Annotated in this window: 23 protein-coding genes; 12 read left to right on the forward strand and 11 right to left on the reverse strand. The window is 35.4% G+C overall.

What is annotated here, in order from left to right; all coding sequences use genetic code 11:
• The first annotated feature begins 13 nt into the window (after nucleotides 1-13).
• From kdpA to kdpDN, 4 genes are read left to right on the forward strand one after another with little or no spacing between them, the layout of a single operon-like run.
• Nucleotides 14-1,681: a potassium-transporting ATPase subunit KdpA gene (gene kdpA / locus NST14_RS04250; protein ID WP_061185556.1), complete on the forward strand. Its 1,668-nt coding sequence runs from the start codon at nucleotides 14-16 to the stop codon at nucleotides 1,679-1,681.
• Nucleotides 1,682-1,694: 13 nt separating this feature from the next.
• Nucleotides 1,695-3,785, forward strand: a complete 2,091-nt coding sequence (kdpB, locus tag NST14_RS04255) for a potassium-transporting ATPase subunit KdpB (RefSeq protein WP_229143205.1) — start codon at nucleotides 1,695-1,697, stop codon at nucleotides 3,783-3,785.
• A gap of 16 nt (nucleotides 3,786-3,801) precedes the next feature.
• Nucleotides 3,802-4,383: a K(+)-transporting ATPase subunit C gene (gene kdpC / locus NST14_RS04260; protein WP_001085545.1), complete on the forward strand. Its 582-nt coding sequence runs from the start codon at nucleotides 3,802-3,804 to the stop codon at nucleotides 4,381-4,383.
• A gap of 56 nt (nucleotides 4,384-4,439) precedes the next feature.
• Nucleotides 4,440-5,594: a KdpD-like non-kinase potassium sensor gene (gene kdpDN / locus NST14_RS04265; RefSeq protein ID WP_229143207.1), complete on the forward strand. Its 1,155-nt coding sequence runs from the start codon at nucleotides 4,440-4,442 to the stop codon at nucleotides 5,592-5,594.
• Between the two features lie 22 nt (nucleotides 5,595-5,616).
• On the opposite strand, the gene NST14_RS04270 is transcribed toward kdpDN, so the two are convergent.
• Complete coding sequence (locus tag NST14_RS04270; RefSeq protein WP_229143209.1) at nucleotides 5,617-6,798, reverse strand: MFS transporter; 1,182 nt, start codon at nucleotides 6,796-6,798, stop codon at nucleotides 5,617-5,619.
• Nucleotides 6,799-6,938: 140 nt separating this feature from the next.
• On the opposite strand from NST14_RS04270, the gene NST14_RS04275 reads away from it, so the two are divergent.
• From NST14_RS04275 to NST14_RS04285, 3 genes are all read left to right on the forward strand, one after another.
• Nucleotides 6,939-7,400: a MarR family transcriptional regulator gene (locus tag NST14_RS04275; protein ID WP_000386825.1), complete on the forward strand. Its 462-nt coding sequence runs from the start codon at nucleotides 6,939-6,941 to the stop codon at nucleotides 7,398-7,400.
• 128 nt (nucleotides 7,401-7,528) lie between these two features.
• On the forward strand, nucleotides 7,529-8,383 hold the full coding sequence (locus NST14_RS04280; RefSeq protein ID WP_000892678.1) for a patatin-like phospholipase family protein: 855 nt from the start codon (nucleotides 7,529-7,531) through the stop codon (nucleotides 8,381-8,383).
• 126 nt (nucleotides 8,384-8,509) lie between these two features.
• Nucleotides 8,510-8,713 (forward strand): hypothetical protein, encoded by a 204-nt coding sequence (locus NST14_RS04285; RefSeq protein ID WP_001993632.1) that lies wholly within the window; start codon nucleotides 8,510-8,512, stop codon nucleotides 8,711-8,713.
• Nucleotides 8,714-8,810: 97 nt separating this feature from the next.
• Here the strand turns inward: NST14_RS04285 and NST14_RS04290 are convergent, their stop codons facing one another.
• Nucleotides 8,811-10,112 carry an NCS2 family permease gene (locus tag NST14_RS04290; RefSeq protein WP_000482726.1) on the reverse strand — a complete coding sequence of 434 codons (1,302 nt, stop codon included), beginning with the start codon at nucleotides 10,110-10,112 and terminating at the stop codon, nucleotides 8,811-8,813.
• Between the two features lie 201 nt (nucleotides 10,113-10,313).
• Between NST14_RS04290 and NST14_RS04295 the strand changes: the two genes are divergently transcribed.
• The 3 genes from NST14_RS04295 to NST14_RS04305 all read left to right on the forward strand — a co-directional run bounded on the left by NST14_RS04295 (nucleotide 10,314) and on the right by NST14_RS04305 (nucleotide 12,363).
• Complete coding sequence (locus NST14_RS04295) at nucleotides 10,314-11,180, forward strand: SDR family oxidoreductase (RefSeq protein ID WP_001136277.1); 867 nt, start codon at nucleotides 10,314-10,316, stop codon at nucleotides 11,178-11,180.
• Between the two features lie 65 nt (nucleotides 11,181-11,245).
• The gene (locus NST14_RS04300) at nucleotides 11,246-12,007 is read left to right on the forward strand and encodes a L,D-transpeptidase (RefSeq protein ID WP_000732025.1); all 762 of its coding nucleotides are present in this window, start codon (nucleotides 11,246-11,248) and stop codon (nucleotides 12,005-12,007) included.
• 104 nt (nucleotides 12,008-12,111) lie between these two features.
• On the forward strand, nucleotides 12,112-12,363 hold the full coding sequence (locus NST14_RS04305; RefSeq protein WP_000834195.1) for a hypothetical protein: 252 nt from the start codon (nucleotides 12,112-12,114) through the stop codon (nucleotides 12,361-12,363).
• A gap of 33 nt (nucleotides 12,364-12,396) precedes the next feature.
• On the opposite strand, the gene NST14_RS04310 is transcribed toward NST14_RS04305, so the two are convergent.
• The 9 genes from NST14_RS04310 to NST14_RS04350 form a co-directional block, all read right to left on the reverse strand.
• Nucleotides 12,397-12,612, reverse strand: a complete 216-nt coding sequence (locus NST14_RS04310; RefSeq protein ID WP_001115486.1) for a DUF1540 domain-containing protein — start codon at nucleotides 12,610-12,612, stop codon at nucleotides 12,397-12,399.
• A 72-nt stretch (nucleotides 12,613-12,684) separates the two neighbouring features.
• Nucleotides 12,685-13,104, reverse strand: a complete 420-nt coding sequence (locus NST14_RS04315; protein WP_000738457.1) for a thioredoxin family protein — start codon at nucleotides 13,102-13,104, stop codon at nucleotides 12,685-12,687.
• Nucleotides 13,105-13,116: 12 nt separating this feature from the next.
• Entirely contained in the window at nucleotides 13,117-13,536 is a 420-nt protein-coding gene (locus NST14_RS04320; RefSeq protein WP_000532258.1) for a disulfide formation protein C, read from the reverse strand.
• Between the two features lie 165 nt (nucleotides 13,537-13,701).
• Nucleotides 13,702-13,950 carry a YhdB family protein gene (locus NST14_RS04325; protein WP_001195458.1) on the reverse strand — a complete coding sequence of 83 codons (249 nt, stop codon included), beginning with the start codon at nucleotides 13,948-13,950 and terminating at the stop codon, nucleotides 13,702-13,704.
• A 116-nt stretch (nucleotides 13,951-14,066) separates the two neighbouring features.
• Nucleotides 14,067-14,579 (reverse strand): PCYCGC domain-containing protein, encoded by a 513-nt coding sequence (locus NST14_RS04330; protein ID WP_229143211.1) that lies wholly within the window; start codon nucleotides 14,577-14,579, stop codon nucleotides 14,067-14,069.
• Nucleotides 14,580-14,624: 45 nt separating this feature from the next.
• Nucleotides 14,625-15,734, reverse strand: coding sequence for a GerAB/ArcD/ProY family transporter (locus NST14_RS04335; RefSeq protein WP_001095023.1), 1,110 nt, complete (start codon nucleotides 15,732-15,734; stop codon nucleotides 14,625-14,627).
• Between the two features lie 16 nt (nucleotides 15,735-15,750).
• On the reverse strand, nucleotides 15,751-16,833 hold the full coding sequence (locus tag NST14_RS04340; protein ID WP_000732619.1) for a Ger(x)C family spore germination protein: 1,083 nt from the start codon (nucleotides 16,831-16,833) through the stop codon (nucleotides 15,751-15,753).
• The gene (locus NST14_RS04345) at nucleotides 16,830-18,347 is read right to left on the reverse strand and encodes a spore germination protein (RefSeq protein WP_095842557.1); all 1,518 of its coding nucleotides are present in this window, start codon (nucleotides 18,345-18,347) and stop codon (nucleotides 16,830-16,832) included. Before NST14_RS04345 ends, NST14_RS04340 begins: the two co-directional genes overlap by 4 nt.
• Before the next feature lie 125 nt (nucleotides 18,348-18,472).
• Complete coding sequence (locus NST14_RS04350) at nucleotides 18,473-19,069, reverse strand: hypothetical protein (protein ID WP_061131351.1); 597 nt, start codon at nucleotides 19,067-19,069, stop codon at nucleotides 18,473-18,475.
• A 232-nt stretch (nucleotides 19,070-19,301) separates the two neighbouring features.
• Here NST14_RS04350 and NST14_RS04355 point away from each other — a divergent pair, with 232 nt between their 5' ends.
• Nucleotides 19,302-19,862: a nitroreductase family protein gene (locus NST14_RS04355; RefSeq protein ID WP_000214810.1), complete on the forward strand. Its 561-nt coding sequence runs from the start codon at nucleotides 19,302-19,304 to the stop codon at nucleotides 19,860-19,862.
• 114 nt (nucleotides 19,863-19,976) lie between these two features.
• Nucleotides 19,977-21,395 carry a stage V sporulation protein SpoVR gene (gene spoVR, locus NST14_RS04360; protein WP_001202713.1) on the forward strand — a complete coding sequence of 473 codons (1,419 nt, stop codon included), beginning with the start codon at nucleotides 19,977-19,979 and terminating at the stop codon, nucleotides 21,393-21,395.
• Nucleotides 21,396-21,527: the final 132 nt, after the last annotated feature.

Genomic DNA, 21,527 nt, shown 5'->3' on the forward strand with positions numbered 1-21,527 from the left:
GGAGTTATTCATTATGATCTGGGTTGCAGTCGTTATTACAATGCTATTGTTTATTCTTGTGGCAAAGCCAACGGGAATTTATTTAGAGAAAGCCTTTCAAGGTAGTAAAAAGCTAGATAAAGTATTCGGGCCTTTTGAAAAACTTATTTTTAAAATTACGGGTGTAAAAGCATACAATCAAACGTGGAAACAGTACGCATTATCATTAGTTTTATTAAATGGATTTATGATTGTTGTCGTATATTTCATTTTCAGACTACAAGGAGTATTGCCATTAAATCCAGCACACATTGAAGGAATGGAGCCTACGCTCGCTTTTAATACAGCAATTAGTTTTATGGCTGATACGAACTTACAGCATTATAGCGGTGAAAATGGTTTATCTTATTTATCACAATTAATCGGAATTACATTCTTAATGTTTGCAGCACCGGCAACGACGTTAGCGCTCGTTATGGCATTTATAAGAGGGCTAGCTGGAAAAGAACTCGGTAACTTTTTCGTTGATTTTACGAGAGCATTAACGAGAGTGTTTCTTCCTATCGCATTTATGGCGGCACTAGTCTTTGTCGCACTTGGTGTACCACAAACGTTAGACGGGGCAGTTACGGCGCAAACGATTGATGGCGCGAAACAAAGTATTTTACGCGGGCCAGTTGCATCATTCGTGTCCATTAAGGAACTTGGAAATAACGGCGGTGGATTTTTCGGAGCCAATTCTACGCATCCTTTCGAAAATCCAGGGCAAATGAGTAATATTTTGCAAATGATGCTTATGATGTTATTGCCAACAGCACTTCCATTTACGTACGGACGAATGGTAGGAAATAAAAAACAAGGTCGCATCCTTTTCGTTTCACTATTCATGGTGTTTTTACTAGGGTTTATAACAATTACGACATCTGAACTAAACGGGAATCCAGCACTAAATGAAATGGGTATTGAACATGTACAAGGAAGTACAGAAGGAAAAGAAGTAAGGTTCGGAACCGTATTTTCTTCACTATACGCAACAGTAACGACAGCTGCTGAAACTGGAGCGGTGAATACGATGCATGATACGTTAACACCAATTGGCGGTCTAGTTCCGCTCGTAAATATGATGTTAAATACAGTATACGGCGGCGTTGGAGCAGGCTTTGTGAACATTATTATGTATGCGATCATCGCAGTTTTTATATCTGGATTAATGGTTGGACGGACACCAGAGTTTTTAGGTAAGAAAATTGAAGGTAAGGAAATGAAATTAATTGCGGTAACGATACTATTTCATCCATTGCTCATTTTAGGATTTTCGGCATTAGCTCTTTCTACACATTTAGGAACAGAAGCGATTTCTAACTCGGGCTTCCACGGTTTAACACAAGTTGTTTATGAGTATACGTCATCAGCTGCGAATAACGGATCTGGATTTGAAGGGTTAGCAGATAATACACCGTTTTGGAATATTACAACTGGTTTAGTTATGTTTTTAGGACGCTATTTCAGTTTAATTACGATGCTAGCTGTTGCAGCTTCATTGAAAGAGAAGACGGTTGTGCCAGAAACAGTCGGAACGTTCCGTACGGATAATAGTTTATTTGGCGGCATTTTCATCGGAACAATTGTAATTGTCGGTGCATTAACATTCTTCCCAATGTTGGTACTCGGTCCAATTGCAGAATTTCTTACATTGAAGTAATGGAGGGTAAATGATGAGACCGGTAGTAGTAAAAGAAAAAAGAGTAAATGAGTCACAAATGCATGTTGTAGAAGATGAAGTTAGACAAGCGAAAACGATGGATCGTGATATCGTAACAAATGCGATGAAACAGTCCTTTGCGAAATTGAATCCAAAAGTCATGATAAAGAATCCGATTATGTTTGTTGTAGAAATTGGATTTATCATTACGTTCATTTTATCGTTTCTTCCAAGTCATTCTAGTAGTGTACCAGGATGGTTTAATATAACAGTTTCTTTCATTCTCTTATTTACAGTTTTATTTGCTAATTTTGCAGAAGCATTAGCGGAAGGACGGGGGAAAGCGCAAGCCGATTCTTTAAAACAGTCGAAGAAAGATGTGTTTGCCAATGTTGTAAAAGAAAATGGGAACATTGTTCAAGTTTCAGCAACGGATCTAAGAAAAGGTGATGTTGTTATTGTAAAACAAGGAGAAATGATTCCAAGTGATGGGGAAGTCATAAAAGGATTAGCATCTGTTGATGAATCTGCGATTACAGGGGAATCAGCTCCTGTAATAAAAGAAGCTGGCGGTGATTTTTGTTCCGTAACAGGCGGTACGATGGTTGTAAGTGATGAGATTACGATTATCATTACGAGTAATCCTGGTGAATCATTTATTGATAAAATGATCTCTTTAGTAGAAGGGGCTGCTCGTCAAAAAACACCGAATGAAATTGCTTTAAATACAGTATTAACGAGTTTAACGCTTATTTTCTTAATCGTTGTTGTGACGCTGCCGATTTTCACAAATTATTTAGGGTTTCAAATTGATACAGCTGTACTTGTAGCATTGTTAGTTTGTTTAATTCCAACGACAATTGGTGGATTATTATCAGCGATTGGTATTGCCGGGATGGACCGTGTGACAAAGTTTAATGTGTTAGCAATGTCGGGTAAAGCAGTAGAAGCTGCTGGCGATATTAATACAATTATTTTAGATAAAACGGGTACGATTACTTTCGGGAACAGAATGGCTCATACATTATTACCTGTAGGAAATGAAACGATTGGGCAAGTTGGAAAGTGGGCTGCGATTAGCTCAGTTTTAGATGAAACACCAGAAGGTCGATCTGTTATCGAGTATGTGCAAGCGAAATCTATATCATATAATAGAGAACTTGCGGAACAAGGTGAGTTTGTTCCATTTAAAGCAGAAACGAGAATGAGTGGTGTTGATTTACAGGACGGAACGAAAGTGAGAAAAGGTGCTGTCGGTAGCGTGATTGAATGGGTTCAGTCACAAGGTGGAACAATTCCGAAAGATGTAAATCAAAAAGCAGATTTCATTTCAAAAGAGGGCGGAACACCACTTGTAGTTGCAGTGAATAATCGTATTTACGGTTTAATCTATTTAAAAGATACAGTAAAATCTGGTATGCGTGAACGTTTTGAACAGTTACGTCAAATGGGGATTAAAACGGTTATGTGTACAGGGGATAACCCATTAACAGCAGCAACCATTGCAAAAGAAGCAGGAGTAGATGAGTTTGTTGCTGAGTGCAAACCAGAAGATAAAATTGCAGTTATTAAAGCAGAGCAGGATAAAGGGAAACTTGTAGCGATGACAGGTGATGGTACAAATGATGCACCGGCATTAGCACAGGCTGATGTTGGATTAGCGATGAATAGTGGTACAACAGCTGCGAAAGAAGCAGCCAATATGATTGATTTAGATTCGAATCCAACGAAGATTATTGAGGTTGTAGGAATCGGTAAGCAATTGTTAATGACACGTGGTGCGTTAACGACGTTTAGTATTGCAAATGATATCGCGAAATATTTTGCAATCATTCCAGCAATGTTTACACTTGCGATTCCGCAAATGGAAGCATTGAACATTATGAAACTAACATCACCACTGTCAGCGATTTTATCAGCATTACTATTTAATGCAGTTATTATTCCATTACTCATTCCATTGGCGATGAAAGGTATCGCATATAAACCGATGAGTTCGAATGCACTACTGGGCCGAAACCTACTTATTTATGGGCTTGGTGGAGTGATTGTACCGTTCATTGGAATTAAAGTAATTGATATGATTGTCGGCTTGTTCATATAAGGAAGAGGGGAAAGAGATGGCGAAGAAACAAAGTATACTATCACCAATCATCCGGATTACTTTTACATTTTTAGTGTTGTGTGGACTTGTATATCCGCTTATTATTACTGGTATTGCACAAGCAGTAATGAAGGATAATGCGGATGGAAGTCTAATATATAATGATAAAAATGAAGTGATTGGTTCTAAATTAATCGGTCAAAATTTCACAGATCCACGTTATTTTCATGGGCGTGTTTCTAGTATTGAATATAAAGCAGAAGCGTCTGGTTCAAATAACTATGCACCGTCTAATCCAGATTTAGAGAAACGAGTAGAGAAAAGTATTGAAGAGTGGAAGAAACAAAATCCGAGCGTTCCAGTTACAGAAGTACCAATCGATTTAGTGACAAATTCAGGTTCAGGGCTTGATCCTGATATTAGTCCGAAGGCAGCTTCCGTACAGGTAGAGCGTATCTCAAAATTAACGAAAATTCCGAAAGAAACGCTAGAGCAATTGATTAAAGATCAAACAGAAGGTGCGGCACTTGGTTTATTTGGAGAGACCCGCGTAAACGTCTTAAAGTTAAATTTAGAATTACAGAAACTACTGAAATAGTAACAGTGCTACCTCAATCTAACGGATTGAGGTAGTGTTGTTTCGAAAGAAAGGTTGTGTGTGTTTTGTATGCAGATGACTATAAACCGACGTTTCAAAGGCGAATGCCAGAGGAATATTTAGAATATATTCTTCAGCAAAATCGTGGGAAGTTAAAGCTATATGTAGGGGCTGCTCCAGGAGTAGGGAAAAGTTATAAAATGCTCTATGATGCTAGAGAGATGAAAAAGGACGGTACGGATATTGTAATTGGTTTAATTGAAACGCACGGGAGAAAAGAGACGGAAGAAGCAATTGCTGATTTAGAAAAAGTTCCTTTGAAAGAAATACAGTATAAAGGAAAAGTATTTTATGAGCTTGATGTGGAAGGCATTATAAAACGTGCGCCGCAAGTAGTTGTAGTGGATGAACTTGCGCATAGTAATATTCCCAGCTCTAAAAATAAGAAGCGTTATATGGATGTACAAGAATTGTTAGAGGCTGGTATATCCGTATTGTCAGCGTTTAACATCCAACATTTAGAAAGCGTTCATGACATTGTAGCTCAAATTACAAATGTAAAAGTAAGAGAACGTATTCCAGATTTTATTTTGCAAAAGGCGAATGAAATTCAGCTAGTTGATGCAACGCCGGAAGTGTTAAGGAAAAGACTAATAGATGGAAAGATATATAAGGAAGAAAAAATACAGCAAAGCTTACAAAATTTCTTTACGCTTAATAATTTAGGAGCACTAAGAGAATTATCACTTCGGGAAGTCGCTGACGATATGGACGAAAAGATTAGTCAAACAGTGATAGAACCAATCGGAGTGAAAGAAAAAATTCTCGTTTGTGTACAGTACAGTTCAACAGCAGAGAAATTAATAAGACGGGGCTGGCGCATGGCTGATCGCTTAAACGCTGAATTGTATGTATTCAATGTTGAAAGAGAAAATATAGACTCTCTTTCAGCTAGTAAAAAACAAACAATTGAAGAGTGGAAGGCGCTCACGAATCAATTTGATGCAAGTTTTGTATTAGAAGAAGCAAAAGGAAGAAAGCCAGCGGATGTTATTATTGAAGTCGCGAAAAGATTGCAAGTAACACAAATTTTACTTGGGCAATCAGCGAGAACTCGGTGGGAAGAAATTCGAAAAGGTTCTATTGTAAATGAAATTATGAGACAGACGAAACATATTGATATTCATATTGTTGCGGATCAAAGAGTTTAAAATAGAGACCATCTGTAGGTCTCTATTTTGCTTTTTGTGTGGCAGGGAAGCGTAGCATTTTCATTGCATATAAGATTACAAGTAAAAATATAATTGCGCCTAGGAAAAAAATCCAAAAGTAATTTTGGTTAAATAAAAGAAATCCACCTATAAGTGGGCCTGTGCCCATACCAAGATAGCGGATGAAGTTGTACATACCGATAGCTGTTGCGCGTTCTTGTACGAATTCTTCCGTTAACAAAGTAGTGTGAGTTGGCATAGAAAGTCCCATACTAAAACCGTACAAAGATGTAACGATAATGATGAATGTGATATTAATGCTATATGTGAAAGAGAATAAAACGACACATATAATATTGAAGAAACTCGTAATAAATAAAGTTTGCTTTGTTGTGAGGCGTTTTTGCAAAAACTTGTAGCAAAAACTTCCCAGCATGATAGAAAGAGACATTGGTACAAACATAAGACCAATTTCCTTTACAGTTAAATGAAATGAATTTGTTAAAATACTCGGTAAAAAAACGAGAAAGCAAAAGTAAATACAAAATTGAATGAAGCCAATAAGAGTAATAGAAAATCCAGTTTTATTTTTTAAGATAAACCAGTAATTCTTTTTTGCTTGCGGTTGCTTCATTACAGTAGGTTTTGTTTCTGGAAGTAGTGAAAGGTTTATCATTAATAAAAGAATGCCAAGTATAGATAAAAATAGAAATACAGATAAGTGGCCATTTATACTGCCGAGATAACCACCAATGAGAGGACCAATCGCAGGTGCGAGGGCAAGTAACATTTGGTATAGGCTCATCGCTTCTCCGCGTTCTTTTCCTTCAAATAAATCGCCGATAATCGTTGCTGAAACTACAGGTATAGCCGCTATTCCTATAGCTTGAACAGCTCTAAAAAAGAGAAATAAATAAATGTTTGCCGAAAAAGCACATCCGATTGAACCAATTGTACTAATGACTAAACTAGGGATAAGGACAGATTTTCTCCCTTTTGTATCAATGAAAGGTCCATATACGAGCTGCATAATTGCAAGAATGAACGTGAAAAGTGAAACTGTTACATTTACAAGATAAAGAGAAGTATGAAAAGAACCTTGAATCATGGGCAAGATAGGTGTGTAAATATTTTGAGCGAAGGAACCAAGTAAGGCACTAATACAGACAACATATAAAATGAAATGTAGTTTGGATTTTTTCATTATGTTAACCTCCTTCTTTTTTAGTTTCCTTGGAAACTAAATTTATTTTAACATGTTTTTCTCACTTGTAAATATGAAAAAATGATTTTAAAATGGTATATAGTTAAATTGTTTCTTTGGAAACTTAGGGGGCGAACGGATTGGATTATGTAACGAAACAAATGGAAATACTTTCGGACATTCGTACACTTTTGCATAAAAGAGAAGAACATTTGAAAGGACAAAATGAGAAGTTTCTTCGTGAGACAGGTGTAAGTGGTATGTCTTTATCTGAGTTACATGTAATCGAGTGTATCGGGAAAAATGGTCTGATGAATGTAACGGCAATTACGATAGAAATGGGAATGACGAAGGGCGCAATCTCTAAAGTTTGTACAAAGTTGTTCCAAAAGAAATTCGTTGAGAAGATGCAAATGTTAGACAATCAAAAAGAAATTTTCTTTCGCTTAACGGAAAGCGGAAATGAAATATATAAAGCTCATGATAAATTGCATAAACAAGCTGAAGAAAAGTGGCTGTTATTCTTAGATAGATATACGAAAGAAGAACAAGATTTTATTCAAAGGTTTATAAAGGATGTCTCTGATCATTTGGAAATATAATTGGAAGAAAAAATTCCGTTTTCTCAAGTCTTTTAAATATAATTTCTGAAAGAACTCATATATAATAGAAACAGATACTTAACATAGTGAATAATTAAAGAGTCAATATATATAGAGGAGAGAGTAACATGCTTGAAAATACAGGGTTAGTATTAGAAGGCGGCGGTATGCGTGGTGTATATACGGGCGGGATATTAGAATACTTTATGGAACAAGATTTATATTTTCCATATGTAATCGGTGTATCAGCTGGTGCTTGTCATGCAGCGTCGTATCTTTCCAGACAAAGAAATAGAAATAAAACGGTCAATATTGATTATGCATCACATCCGAAATATTTATCGTATAAAAACTTATGGAGAAAACGTCAGCTATTTGATATGGATTTTATTTTTCATGAAATTCCAGAAAAGCATGTGCCGTTTGATTTTGAAACATACTTTAATAGCCCAGAGCGTTTCCTTGTAGGAACGACGGATTGTGAAACAGGACAGTCTGTTTATTTTGAAAAAGAGGGAACGAATGACGATGCACTAAATTTATTACAAGCTTCTAGTTCATTACCTTTCATTGCACCAGTAGTAAATTATCGTGGTAAGCAATTATTAGATGGCGGGATTTCAGATCCAATTCCAGTTCGTAAAGCACAGGAAGATGGATTTAAAAAATCAGTCGTAATTTTAACAAGAAATCACGGTTACGCAAAGAAAAAATCAAGATTTGGGTGGATTGCTGCGAAAGCTTATAAAAAATATCCGAATCTTGTTAACACGATGCTAAATCGCTATGAAGTGTATAATGAAACACTTCACTACATTGAAAAAGAAGAACAAGCGGGTAATTTATTTGTTATTCGTCCAGAAGTACCGCTTCAAGTAGATCGTATGGAAAAAGATACAGCAAAACTACAAAATCTATATGAGCAAGGCTATGAAGATGCAAAGAGACAGTTTGCAGATTTAAAAGCGTTCTTGCAAAAATAAGTATTAGGCTGTGGAGAAGAAATTCTCTGCAGTCTTTTTATTATTGGTTTCAATGCTGAATGTTGGTTATACACGTTTTTAGATTATGGTATAATATGGATAAAAGTATGTGGAGAGGTGATACATATGGAAAATGTATATAAAGGGCTTAGACATACTGGATTTATTATGATGCTTATTTTTGGTGGGGTATTTTTACTGCGCTGGTTCATTCATGATGAAATGCTACTGGATCAGCTTATTGGGTGTAGTGTAGGGATGGTAATGGTTATTTCTTCAGTTTTCATTCAGAAGTATAGTAAAGAATTACAGGTGAATGAGAAATATTAAAAGATTATAAGCTCCTTCATATTTTGGAGGGACCGTTATAGTTTGAATGATTGTTATAAAAGAAAAGTAGAGCATCGAAATCCGATGCTCTACTTTTTTAATGTGGTAAGAATATCAATTGATAAGCAAACAAAATTCCAAATACATATACAAGTGGGTGAACAGCACGGAATTTACCTTTTGCCACTTTCATAAGTGGATATGAAATAAATCCAAGTGCAATACCTGTTGCGATACTTGATGTAAGTGGCATGCTTAAGATTACTAAGAATGCTGGGAATGCTTCATCAAATGCGTCCCAATCGATGTGGCGAACTGAACCCATCATAAGACTACCAACGATAATTAATGATGGTGCAGTAATAGCTGATACACCAGAAACGGCACTTACTAATGGTCCGAAGAATGCTGCTAGTGCGAATAGAACAGCTACTGTAACAGTTGTTAAACCAGTACGACCACCAGCTGCAACACCAGCAGAAGATTCAATGTAAGCTGTTGATGGTGTTGTTCCGAACATAGAACCGATTGTTGCTGAGAATGAGTCAGATAGAAGAGCTCGTCCAGCTTTTGGAAGTTTTCCATCTTTCATAAATCCACCTTGTTGAGCAACGCCAAGTAATGTACCTGTTGTATCGAATAATGTAACAAGGAAGAATGAGAATACAACGCCGTATAATCCGTAGTTAATTACGTCAGATACAGCAGTAATTGGATTTGAAACGATAATTCCTTCTGGTAATCCAGGCATTGATGTAACACCGTTTGAGAATGATAATTGTCCCGTGAAGAAAGCGATAATACCAGTTAATAACATACCGATAAATAGTGCGCCATTTACATTTAAAGACATAAGAACAATCGTAATTCCAAGTCCAGCTAATGCTAGTAGTACTGGAGCAGAGTGAAGATCACCAAGTCCAACTAAGTTTGCTTCATTTTTTGTAACGATACCTGTTAAACGTAAACCGATAAAGGCGATGAAAAGACCGATACCAGCAGTAATTGCATGTTTTAAGTTTTCAGGAATTGCTTCCATTAATTTTGTACGGAAAGATGTGAATGATAACAAAATTAAAATCATACCTGCTACGAATACAGCAGAGAATGCAATTGCGAAAGTCATGCCTTCATGAGCCTTTACAACAGAGTAAGAGAAGTAAGCATTTAATCCCATACCTGGTGCAATTGCGATTGGTAAGTTTGTAAAGATCGCCATAAATAATGTTCCGACAACAGCAGCGATAATTGTTGCTGTAAATGCTTGTTCAAATGGAACACCTGCATCCCCAAGGATAACTGGGTTTACGACAATGATATATGCCATTGTTAAGAAGGTAATAATACCTGCCATAATTTCAGTTTTAATAGAAGTTTTATGTTTTGAAAGGTTAAACATATAAACATCCTTTCTGTTTACGAATAATTTTCACAACAGTTATATATAATATTCGTTTTTTATCTATTTTGCAATAGTTTTGCATAAAAAGTTTACAACAATTCATATTTTGTGTCTTAAATTCGAATATTAATCGTAATATGATGTGCGAATTTCAGTTTTTATTATGCACATTATAAGAAAAAGGAGTTGAAAGAAATTATGCCGCAGCAAAAAAACTTTGTAACAATGCCGGCGCAACATCAAAATAAACAGCCTGGCATTGAATCATTAATGAATCCTCTACCGCAGTTTGAAGATCCAAATTATAAAGGAAGCGAAAAGTTAAAAGGAAAGAATGTATTAATTACAGGTGGAGATAGCGGAATTGGACGAGCTGTTTCTATCGCTTTTGCGAAAGAGGGAGCAAATATTGCGATTGCGTATTTAGATGAGGAGGGGGATGCAAATGAGACGAAACAATATGTTGAGAAAGAAGGCGTAAAGTGCGTATTGTTGCCAGGTGATTTAAGTGATGAACAGCATTGTAAAGATATTGTACAAGAGACTGTCCGGCAGCTAGGTAGTTTGAATATTTTAGTAAATAATGTCGCACAGCAATATCCGCAGCAAGGACTAGAGTATATTACAGCAGAACAGCTAGAAAAGACTTTTCGTATTAATATTTTTTCTTATTTTCACGTTGCGAAAGCCGCACTTTCTCATTTAAAGCAAGGGGATGTCATTATAAATACCGCGTCTATCGTTGCATACGAAGGAAATGAAACGTTAATTGATTATTCTGCAACGAAAGGGGCAATCGTTGCTTTCACAAGATCACTTTCTCAGTCATTAGTGCAAAAAGGGATTCGTGTAAATGGTGTTGCGCCAGGACCAATTTGGACACCACTTATTCCATCGAGCTTTGATGAGAAAAAAGTATCACAGTTTGGAAGCAATGTTCCAATGCAAAGACCTGGACAACCATATGAATTAGCGCCAGCATATGTATATTTAGCGTCTGGTGATTCATCCTATATTACCGGGCAAATGATACATGTAAATGGGGGCGTTATTGTAAATGGATAGTTTTCATTTATAAGAGCAAAGTAAAGTTAATTCCACTTATTATAGTGAGCGCTAGGGGGGTATAGATGAAAAAGCTATGTTTCGTCATACTATTATTTTTCATTCTACCGGTTAGTGCTTTTGCTAGTACAGATCATTTAATATTAGTGAATCTTACGACAAACCAGTTGTCTTTTTTTGAAAATGGAAATTATACAAAAACATTCCCCGTAACAACTGGAAGAGATCGTACACCTACGCCTGAAGGTAATTTTTGTATTATAACTAAATATAAAAATAAAGAATACCATCGAAAAAAAATAGCTGGTGGTGCACCAAATAACCCTCTTGGTACGAGATGGCTTGGACTAGATAAAAATGAATATGCGATTCATGGGACAAATCGGGAATGGACAATTGGAAGTAGGGAATCAAATGGCTGTATTCGTATGCATGACAGGGATATACAGTGGTTATATGACCGAGTTCAATTACAGACGAAAGTAATCATTTCTCGGTTTCATACGAGCCCGGAATATGAAGCGAATAAGCTTGGTTATCGTGTTGTGAGCTGGAATGGTCGTAAAGTAGAAGAAGAGCAAATTGGTATGCTTACGTTAGTAGATCGCGTGGATATATATTGGCAAGAACCGAATGGACAGCTAACGAAAGTGAAAATGGTATTGCCAAACGAAAGATATGCAGTGTACTCAAAACGAAAAGATGGAATATATTATATAGGAAACAATTTGTATATTGTGGATGAAACAGGAGAAAAAATTCGTTATGAGCAAATTCCTTCTTCGATTTTAAGTAATATATATAAACGAAAATATAATGTTCCGTAATAGGCTACCGTATTATAGACGGTAGCTTATTTCTACTTCCAGTTTAACTGCAACTATTGTACTTTGCTGAATATAATACAGTACAGATAGGGGGCGGTTACATTATGAAAAGTGAATTTGCGTTTAAAGTTTTCTTAGTAACGACCTGTTTATTTATCGTGTATTTGTATGCTTTTCTCGTCTTTTCGTTTTATGTTCCATACGTTGATTTAATATTGTTCTTCGGATTTATTTGGGCATTTGTTAAGGCAAGGGAAGGGGAGAAAAGTATATATCGGCGTATTACGTTATGCGGGACAGCCGTTCTCGTTATTTTGTACTTTTTTATTATGCATGATTTTTGGAGGGGAATGTAAAAAAGCATACGATTAGTCGTATGCTTTTTATGTTTAATATTTTGGCTTAAATGTATGACAACAAGTCTCTACACTTGTTGCTACAGAACTTTCTAGCGTCTCGTTCGTTAAAACTGCACTTGTATACGATTCATTTTCAGTTTGACCAGTTTCATCCGCATCTGGCTGAACGATAATCGCACTTGCTTGACAAAAGTTACCTTGTCCCCAAAATGAACAATTGGAAACAGAGCATCTTACTTCTGGCATAAAACCCCCTCCTTATACATTAGTTTGGAATTTTACGTCCATTTCATGTGTAGAAGGAGTTTCCTTTTCTCGTTATTTTTTCGTTTGTTCAAACCATTCTTTAAACTTTTCTTTTGATTGTTCTCCGCTAATACGGCTTACTTCTTTACCATCTTTAAAATGAATAATCGTTGGCGTTCCTTTAATATCGTACTTATCCCAAGGCTCGTTTAAATTTTCAATATCAATTACTTTCATATCAACATTTAAATCTTTCGCTAAAGGTACAACAATAGGAGAGACCTTTTGACAATGAACGCAAGAGGTTTGATAAAAGTAAATCGTTTGTTCTTTTTTATCTTCTATATTTTTATTGAGATCTTCAAGAGAAATTTTATTTGAGTAGTAACCTTTTTCATCTGTCGATGCGTTTTTCTTTTCCATTTGAGTTACAGCAAAGATTGCCGCAAATAAGACGATAATAATACCGCCAAATATAAGCATTTTTTTCATTCTTTCATCTCCTTATTTGTTTTTGATGACAATAAAGCTACAAACAGCGATTGTAATAAAGCCGATAAGTGCTAAAAACGGGATTGTCACAAAGCCGAACCAGTTTATGTATTCTCCCGTACATGGTACACGGCCGCAAGCTGCCCCTGCAGCCGAAAATGCTGCGACTTTTTGAATTGCATAGTGATATAAAGAAATACAAGCACCAATACTTGCGATCGGTAAAGAATAACTTGCGATGCGATAATCTTTTTTTACTACAGCGATACCGAGCCATAAAACGAATGGATACATGAAAATGCGTTGATACCAACAAAGGACACAAGGCTCAAATTTCATGATTTCGGAAAAGTATAGACTTCCTAGTGTAGCAATAAACGAAGCTCCCCACGCGGTAAATAAAGCATATTCTTGCTTTTTTTCTCGTCCCATATTTTATACCTCTCTTATAATAGTTACATACTAAATTATAGTATGAAGTGGTACAGAAAAGAAAGAAAAAATATGTTTATCAATAAAAGTTTTATACGGGGAAACTTTTATTGATATGAACATTTTAAAAAAGCGCTATTCTCCAGAAGAGAATAGCGCTATAGTTTACATTTGAATTTGCTCTACTTCTTCTATATGTGACTTTTGGGATGCGTGGTCAATATATTGAAATAGGAGCTGCAATTGTTTATCAACTTCTGGCAGTTCTTTACTGTATTGATAAGCGTGTAAAAAATGCTCAATACGCTTAGAAAATAATTGATCGTTCGTTTGAACCATGAGAACGAGTAATTTATCCCAATTACAGCAATACGTGTAATAGAGAGCTTTATCATAGTCGTTATATGTTTGCACTGTGTACCCTCCTTACCGAGAGTTATATATAGTGTGTGATAAGTAAGGAGAAATACACTTGAAAGAATTTGTTAAGAAAAAAAGTGAATGAAAAAAACGAGGTATGTCCTCGTTTTTTAAGCTTTTGGCATTGGCGTAGGTGTTGGTTTGCCATAGCCTTCTTTGTATTTATTATCGATATAGTTACGAATTTCAAGCGTTGATTTTCCTTTTTGTCTCATCGAAGCAGATTCAACTGCGATTTCTAGGCAATTGACGCAAGTCGTTGCATGAGAATCCCAAACAACTTCACCATTCTTTTTAATTTCACGAATAAAACAATTTTTATTATTTTTATGTCCTACACTTTCACCGCAACCGCAGTAACATGGAATCCAATCTAATAGTTCTGCATTTTGTCCAGCGACAGTGTAGATATCTTTCATTTGTGGATCAAGCTTGTCTAGGAAGGTAGGAAGTGTGTCGACTCCTTTTGTTTTCTCTTGAATGTCAGCTTGCTGAGTGTGCGATGCGTGGTCATGTTCTTCTTTTTTTGATTCAGAAGATTTTTGGTCATTTGTACTAGTACTTCCGCATCCAGCAAGAATTAAACTCAGTACTGCAAGTAAAGAAAATACATACTTTTTCATTCGCTTGTCCCCTTTACAAATGTATTAATCAAATTGTATCAGAGATTACGGTGTGTCGGGTGAAGATTTTTTTGACCGATTTTTGAAATGCCATCGAACTGAATGGAATAGAAATAAAATTGGGATATAAGCGTATACAATGTATAAACCAGCTTGAGATAGTACTGTATTTAATGTGTTGATACTTTCACGGTTTTTAAAAAATAAAGAAGCTGTAAAAACGATGAAAATAAAAAACGGTAATGTAAATTTAAATGAAATATGAAATGAACGCTTCATCGTTTGGCATGATGACCAAATGGTTAAACAAAGGTTTGGCAAAATAATTAAAAACCAAACAAAAATAATAATATATTCAAACCGTTGAATGAAAGGAACTTTAATTATTTTTAACATCGTTAAAGTAGGCCAAATAGTATGATTTAATTGTCCTTCACTATAATACATAAAAGATACAATAGCTAAAACTACATAAATCAAAGTGCTAAAAAAAATTCCTGCATGAGCCCATCTTTTTAAAGACTTACCTTTTTCAATAAATGGATAGAAGATAAGGATTGTTTCAAAGCCGAGAAACTCTAATGCAGATTGCTTTGCAGATATAAGCATGTCAAAAGGTGAATGTGTAAAAATAGGTAAAATATTACGGAAATGAGCGTATTTCATTGGATAAATTAAAAAGAATACAACGAAAATAGGAAGAACGACTCCCCAAAAACATATTCCGGTTACAGAGCGAAATCCACCCTTTATAATATAGCAAGTCACTAATAAAAACATAAAGGTTAGTTTCCATAATTTAATGGTAGGGAAAATCCAAACTTGTATCACTTCCATATATGTACGAAGAACAGTAAGGCAAAATAATAAGCAATAAAGAGTGAAAATCACGGAAAATATAGAACCAATCCATTTTCCAAAAGTTGTTGTATGAATGCTAATTAAATCTCCGTCTTTTTCTAACATTTTTAACATACAAAACAGCACAATATGGGTTGCAATCCCCGCAATAATAAGAGAAATCCAGGCATCATAACCAGCGTTTTTTAAAATTACACGTTGATACCCAAGAACTCCTATTCCAATTTGAAGCGAATGTAATAATATAAAGGCAAAGTATGGAGAGACTGTCTTTGCTTTATTCATTGTATTCATTGCTTATTTCACCTCACTATTCCCCGATTCCAGATTGTACAATATTAAGATCTAAATTTATATCTACGGCTACGTTTTTATACATATTTCGAATTTGTTTTATATTCCATTTTCTCGTATGACTTCTAATTTCATCGCGTATGCCTAAAGGATCAATTTCCTTTTTTTGAAATTGTTTTATTAAATCTTCACAGTCTTTTTCAACATTTCGTTCAATTTGTTTCTTTATATAGTTGATATTTGTTTCTTTTCTTAAATCAATCCAATTAGGAGAGTTTTTAATTAAACCATTTAATTTTAAATGGATTTTTACTTTTGGTATGTCGCCAGTTTGATCTATATCATATTTATTTTTCCCAGCTAAGTTTTGTATGACCACTATACCTTTATTTTTATTCTTTTTTATTGCTGCTTCGTAACGCCCATTTTTTGTAGGATTAATTAGTAATTTTGCTAAAACAGAATGTCTTTTATCCGTATACATGACGACTTTATCGCCTCTTAAAAAAGCAAGCCCTTTAACAGCGACGGAATGATTATCACCCATTTTTATATAAGGAACATAGGCATCACATACAGAAGAGTAGTAATTATATAAAAAGACGTTTAATTCAGTTTGTGGAATGTTCTCATTTCTTATATTTTGCTCGAGTAAATCAGCGATATATAACGAACCATTTTTTTTTCCGTAATTTAAAAGCTCTTCGGCCGTTCCATCTACAATTGCTAGTTGAACATCACGTCCGATATTTGGATCACGTTGTAAGTTAGTAATAATTTCTCCCATTCCGCGTTCTCCTAGAGCCTTTCCAAATAGGACGACACGCATTTGACCTACAACAACATTGTGAGGAGATTTAGCGTTCAATCGTGAAGCGATTGTTTCAAGTGAACGAGCAGATGTTGATTGCGTCTCTGGCTTAGACTTTACACCATGTGTGTATTCTGGGAATAAGATAGTTCCTTGGAATTGTTTATTTTTTGTGATGTCAAATCCAGCAATATGAATAATACGCTGTGTATCCACTATATACGTTTGTGTACAACCAGTTTGTAGAACAAAAAAGATTATAATAAGGAACAAGAAAAGTTTTTTCATTGATTATCACCATCACGTTTTTGCTTCACTTTGTTCTGGCTATAGCGCCATTTTGATGTGGGTCTAAGGAAGGAAGGCCTTTGTGCTGTTTGACTAAATGGTAGTCGAAGAAAACCTTCTGCTGTACCTAAACCACGAAATGGATATAAAGGTAATAAATAAGGTGATCCAAGTGATTTTAATTTAATTAAATGAGCTAAAATAAATACAAACCCGACAATAAGACCTAATCCACCAAATGCGCCGGCTAAAAGAATAAGTGGAAAGCGTAACAACCGGATAGTAGAAGACATCTTTACAGTCGGTGTTGTGAAAGATGCAAGAGCGGATAAAGCAACTGCAATTAATAAAATTGTACTTGTTAAAGCAGCTTCAACAGATGCTTGCCCAATTACAATCCCGCCAACAATACCAATTGTTTGTCCTACTTTCGTAGGTAAACGTGCTCCTGCTTCACGAAGCAATTCGATTGTAATTTCTAAAAAGAGTGCTTCTAAAATAGGTGGGAAAGGTACGTTCGCTCTTGAGAAAATAATAGGTCCTAGTAAATCAGCAGGAATCATTTGATAGTGATACGTTAAAGCCGCTGTATAAATAGCGGATGAAAAAAGAGAAAATATAGCTCCGAAAAAACGAATAATGCGAAAGAACGATCCAATCATCCACGGTAAATAATAATCTTCTGGAGAAATGAAAAAATCTAGTAACGTTGTCGGTCCTGATAAAGCATATGGAGAGCCATCTGTTAAAATTAAAACTTGTCCGTTAACCAATGCATATACAGCTCGATCTAATCGTTCTGTAGGCAATAAAACAGGAAACGGTGAATTGCTATTATCACTAATAAATTGCTCAATCATAGTTGCGTCAAATGGGACATCAAAGTCAATGTCTTCTAGCCGTTGTATGGCGGTGTTGATAAATTGTTCATTTGTAACGCCTTCTATATAAGCAACTGCTACTTTCGTTTTTGACATAGTTCCGACGGTCATTTCTTTAAATATGAGTTGCTCTGTTACAATATTTCGGCGTAATAAGTGTATATTTGTATCAAGGTTTTCAACGAAACCGATTTTAGGCCCGATTACGCTATATTCATTTTCTGTATCGTTATTTAATCGTATTCCTAAAACAGTACTTTCGGCACGAATTAAAGCATATTGATCGGGATTCGAATTGTTTTTTAAGCGTAATAAAATATATCCCCCTAATAATTTCTCACGAATATCATCAATAGAAGGGGAGGTAATAATATCTTCAATAGAGACGATATTACATAAATCAGAGATGTTTTGAATTCGATCCGATTCCTTTTTTAGAGGAGTTAAAATAAATTGTTTAATAATAAGTGCTTCCACGACAGATTTATAATAAAACAAACATAATGTTTCATTTTCAAGTACGTTATAAGAGACAAAATCGCTAGATTCTGTCATGCTTTGTATAAATTCTGGAATAGAACAAAGTGTTTTTGGATTAGTATTTTTGGATTTCTTAGATGATAAACCGAACATTTTCTCACCCCTAACATATATCATTTCCTTGTGTTAGTTTTTGGGAAAGACGGGAATTTATACTTAAAAATTGAAAGTTCATAAAGAAAAGGAAGAGTATTGAAAAACTCTTCCTTTTTGGCATATTAATTTGTTTTCTTTTCCTTAATAGACTTTACTAATTTAATCATTTCTGCTCGTATATCTTCTTTTTTTACATTTAATTTTTCGGCAATTTGTTTCATATCCATTCCGTCTGTTTTCATTTTTAGCACATCATCAAGGGGAGTATTACTTTTTTGAGAGATGATTATTAATACTGTGAGCTGACGTAATCCGATATTATATTCTTTCATTTTTTGTTTTAGCCCGTCTGGTGTAGATTTTTGCATATTTGCTAATTGTTGCAGTAGTGCTTTTTTTGTTTCTTTATTCATATGATGCTTTTTCAACTTACTTGGATCTACCCCGAAATGCTCTGCTGTTTTCTCCCAAGAATTATTTTGCTTATAGTAAGCTAAAACGTCTTTAATTTCTTTTTTACTCATTTTTGCAATGTGGGCAGCTTTCCAAATTTCATGTTTGTTATAGCCGAGTTTTTCGAGCGACTGCATTTCTTCTTCTGAAATTGGTTTATGATGATGCAATGTGACTTCTTTTGGCGTAGCAGCGAAAGTGGGGAAGACGGTTGCACCGAATAATAATGCTGCCATAGTCATACTTACTGCGATTTTTTTGTACATGTAAACTCCTCCTAGATGGATAATGTGAAAAACTGTACACATATTATTTCCATAAAATGTGAAATACTTGTGAACAAATCAAGTTTTTTTATTCACAGTATGAACTGAAGTTTTTGGAAGTTTTCCAACATAAAACATTGATTAATACTAAAAAACTAAGGTATAATCGAAATTGAAAATCAATATCAACAATAAACGTATACATATAGATAAAAATAAGGGAGAGAAAAATATGACTACATATACTTCCATCGCAAATGTGATTAAAGAAAGACGTTCTGTTCGTACATTTACAGATAAAGCAGTAGACAAAGAGTTATTAATTGAACTATTAAACGACGCAACGTGGGCACCGAATCATAAACATCGTGAACCATGGAATTGTAAATTATACATTGGAGAAGGTCGTCAGAAATTAGTAGACGCAGTATTAAACTCTTTCACAGAAGAAGAAAGAGCGAAACGCGGTAAAATTTTATCGGATCGTTTCTTAAGCACGCCAGCACAAATTGTTGTTTACATAAATGAAGATCCACGTCAAATTCAACGTGACGAAGATTACGCTGCAACATGTGCATTTATGCAAAACTTCCAACTTCTTGCTTGGGAACGCGGTTTAGGTTGTGTTTGGAAATCAGGTGGATTAAACTACAATCCATTATTTATAGAAGGACTTGGTTTAACTAGAGGTCAACGCATCGTTGGAATTCTTCACCTTGGCTATTTCGATAAAGCACCAGAAGGAAAAGCTCGTACACCGATTACGGAGAAGATGGAGATTATTGAAGGTTAATAGATGAGACATTCTCGTTTTTATGAGGGTGTCTTTTTATTATGCAATCAATCCTCATGAAAGCTTGTTCTCAATCATACACTTTCTTAAGGGAAAGTGTAAGGAGGGAAAATAATGAGAGCAAGTGACGATAAAGCACTGCAATATGCAATTGCGGAAATTACGGAAATTGCGACTGGATTTGGGCTTGATTTTTATCCGATGCGTTATGAAATATGTCCAGCGGAAATTATTTATACATTTGGTGCATATGGGATGCCAACACGGTTTTCACATTGGAGTTTTGGAAAACAGTTTTTCAGAATGAAATTACAATACGATTTAGGTCTTAGTAAAATATACGAACTCGTTATTAACTCTGATCCATGTTATGCCTTTTTATTAGATACGAACTCGTTAATTCAAAATAAATTAATCGTAGCGCACGTGTTAGCGCACTGTGACTTCTTTAAAAATAATATTCGTTTTTCAAATACGAAGCGAGATATGGTAGAAAGTATGTCAGCGACAGCTGAACGGGTGAAAGCATATGAGCATAAGTACGGAAAAGAAGAGGTAGAAACATTTTTAGATGCCGTACTTGCCATTCAAGAGCATATTGATCCGTCGCTCATGCGTCCAAAACTTGCATGGAGTATTGATGATTTAGAAGAGGAAGAAGTAGAAAAGAAAAAGGTATCGCAATACGATGATTTATGGAATTTAGATGATCGCAATAAAAAGAGGGAACGCTCCAATGTTCGTAAAAAGAAGAAAATCCCACCACAACCAGAGAAAGACTTACTCCTCTTTATTGAAGAATATAGCCGTGAGCTAGAAGATTGGCAGCGGGACATATTAACGATGATGCGTGAGGAAATGTTATATTTCTGGCCGCAGCTTGAAACGAAAATTATGAATGAAGGCTGGGCATCCTTCTGGCATCAACGCATACTTCGCGAAATGGACTTAACATCTGATGAAGCAATCGAATTTGCAAAATTAAATGCAGGTGTCGTTCAGCCATCAAAAACGAGTATTAACCCATACTACCTCGGTATTAAAATGTTTGAAGATATAGAGGAGCGCTACAATAACCCGACAGAAGAAATGAAACGACGCGGCGTAAAACCAGGATCTGGTCGAGACAAAATCTTTGAAGTACGCGAAATCGAATGGGATGTATCGTTCCTAAGAAACTATTTAAATAAAGATCTTGTTATGCGAGAAGATATGTACTTATTCCAGCGCCAAGGAAAAGAATATAAAGTAATAGATAAAGAGTGGGAACATGTGCGTGATCAACTCGTAAATATGCGAACAAATGGCGGCTTCCCGTACTTAGTAGTAGAAGACGGGGACTACTTAAAGAACGGAGAATTGTATATTAAGCATAGTTACGAAGGAATCGAGCTCGATTTAAAATACTTAGAAAAGGTATTACCATATCTTCATCAGCTGTGGGGAAGAACGGTGCATATGGAGTCAATTGTGGAGAGTAAGGGTGTTGTGTTTTCTTATGATGGGAAGATGGTGCATCGGAAGTATGTGTGATAAGGAAAGCCACTATGTATATAGTGGCTTTTTTGATCTGTTTTTCATTATGTGTTTTTTATACCAACAACTAGAATACTAGTAAATCTATAAACTTAAAAATCCTTACTCACATTCAAGTTGTTGCACACA

Origin of the sequence: Bacillus sp. FSL W8-0519 (assembly GCF_038005585.1) — a bacterium.
Lineage (GTDB): Bacteria > Bacillota > Bacilli > Bacillales > Bacillaceae_G > Bacillus_A > Bacillus_A paranthracis.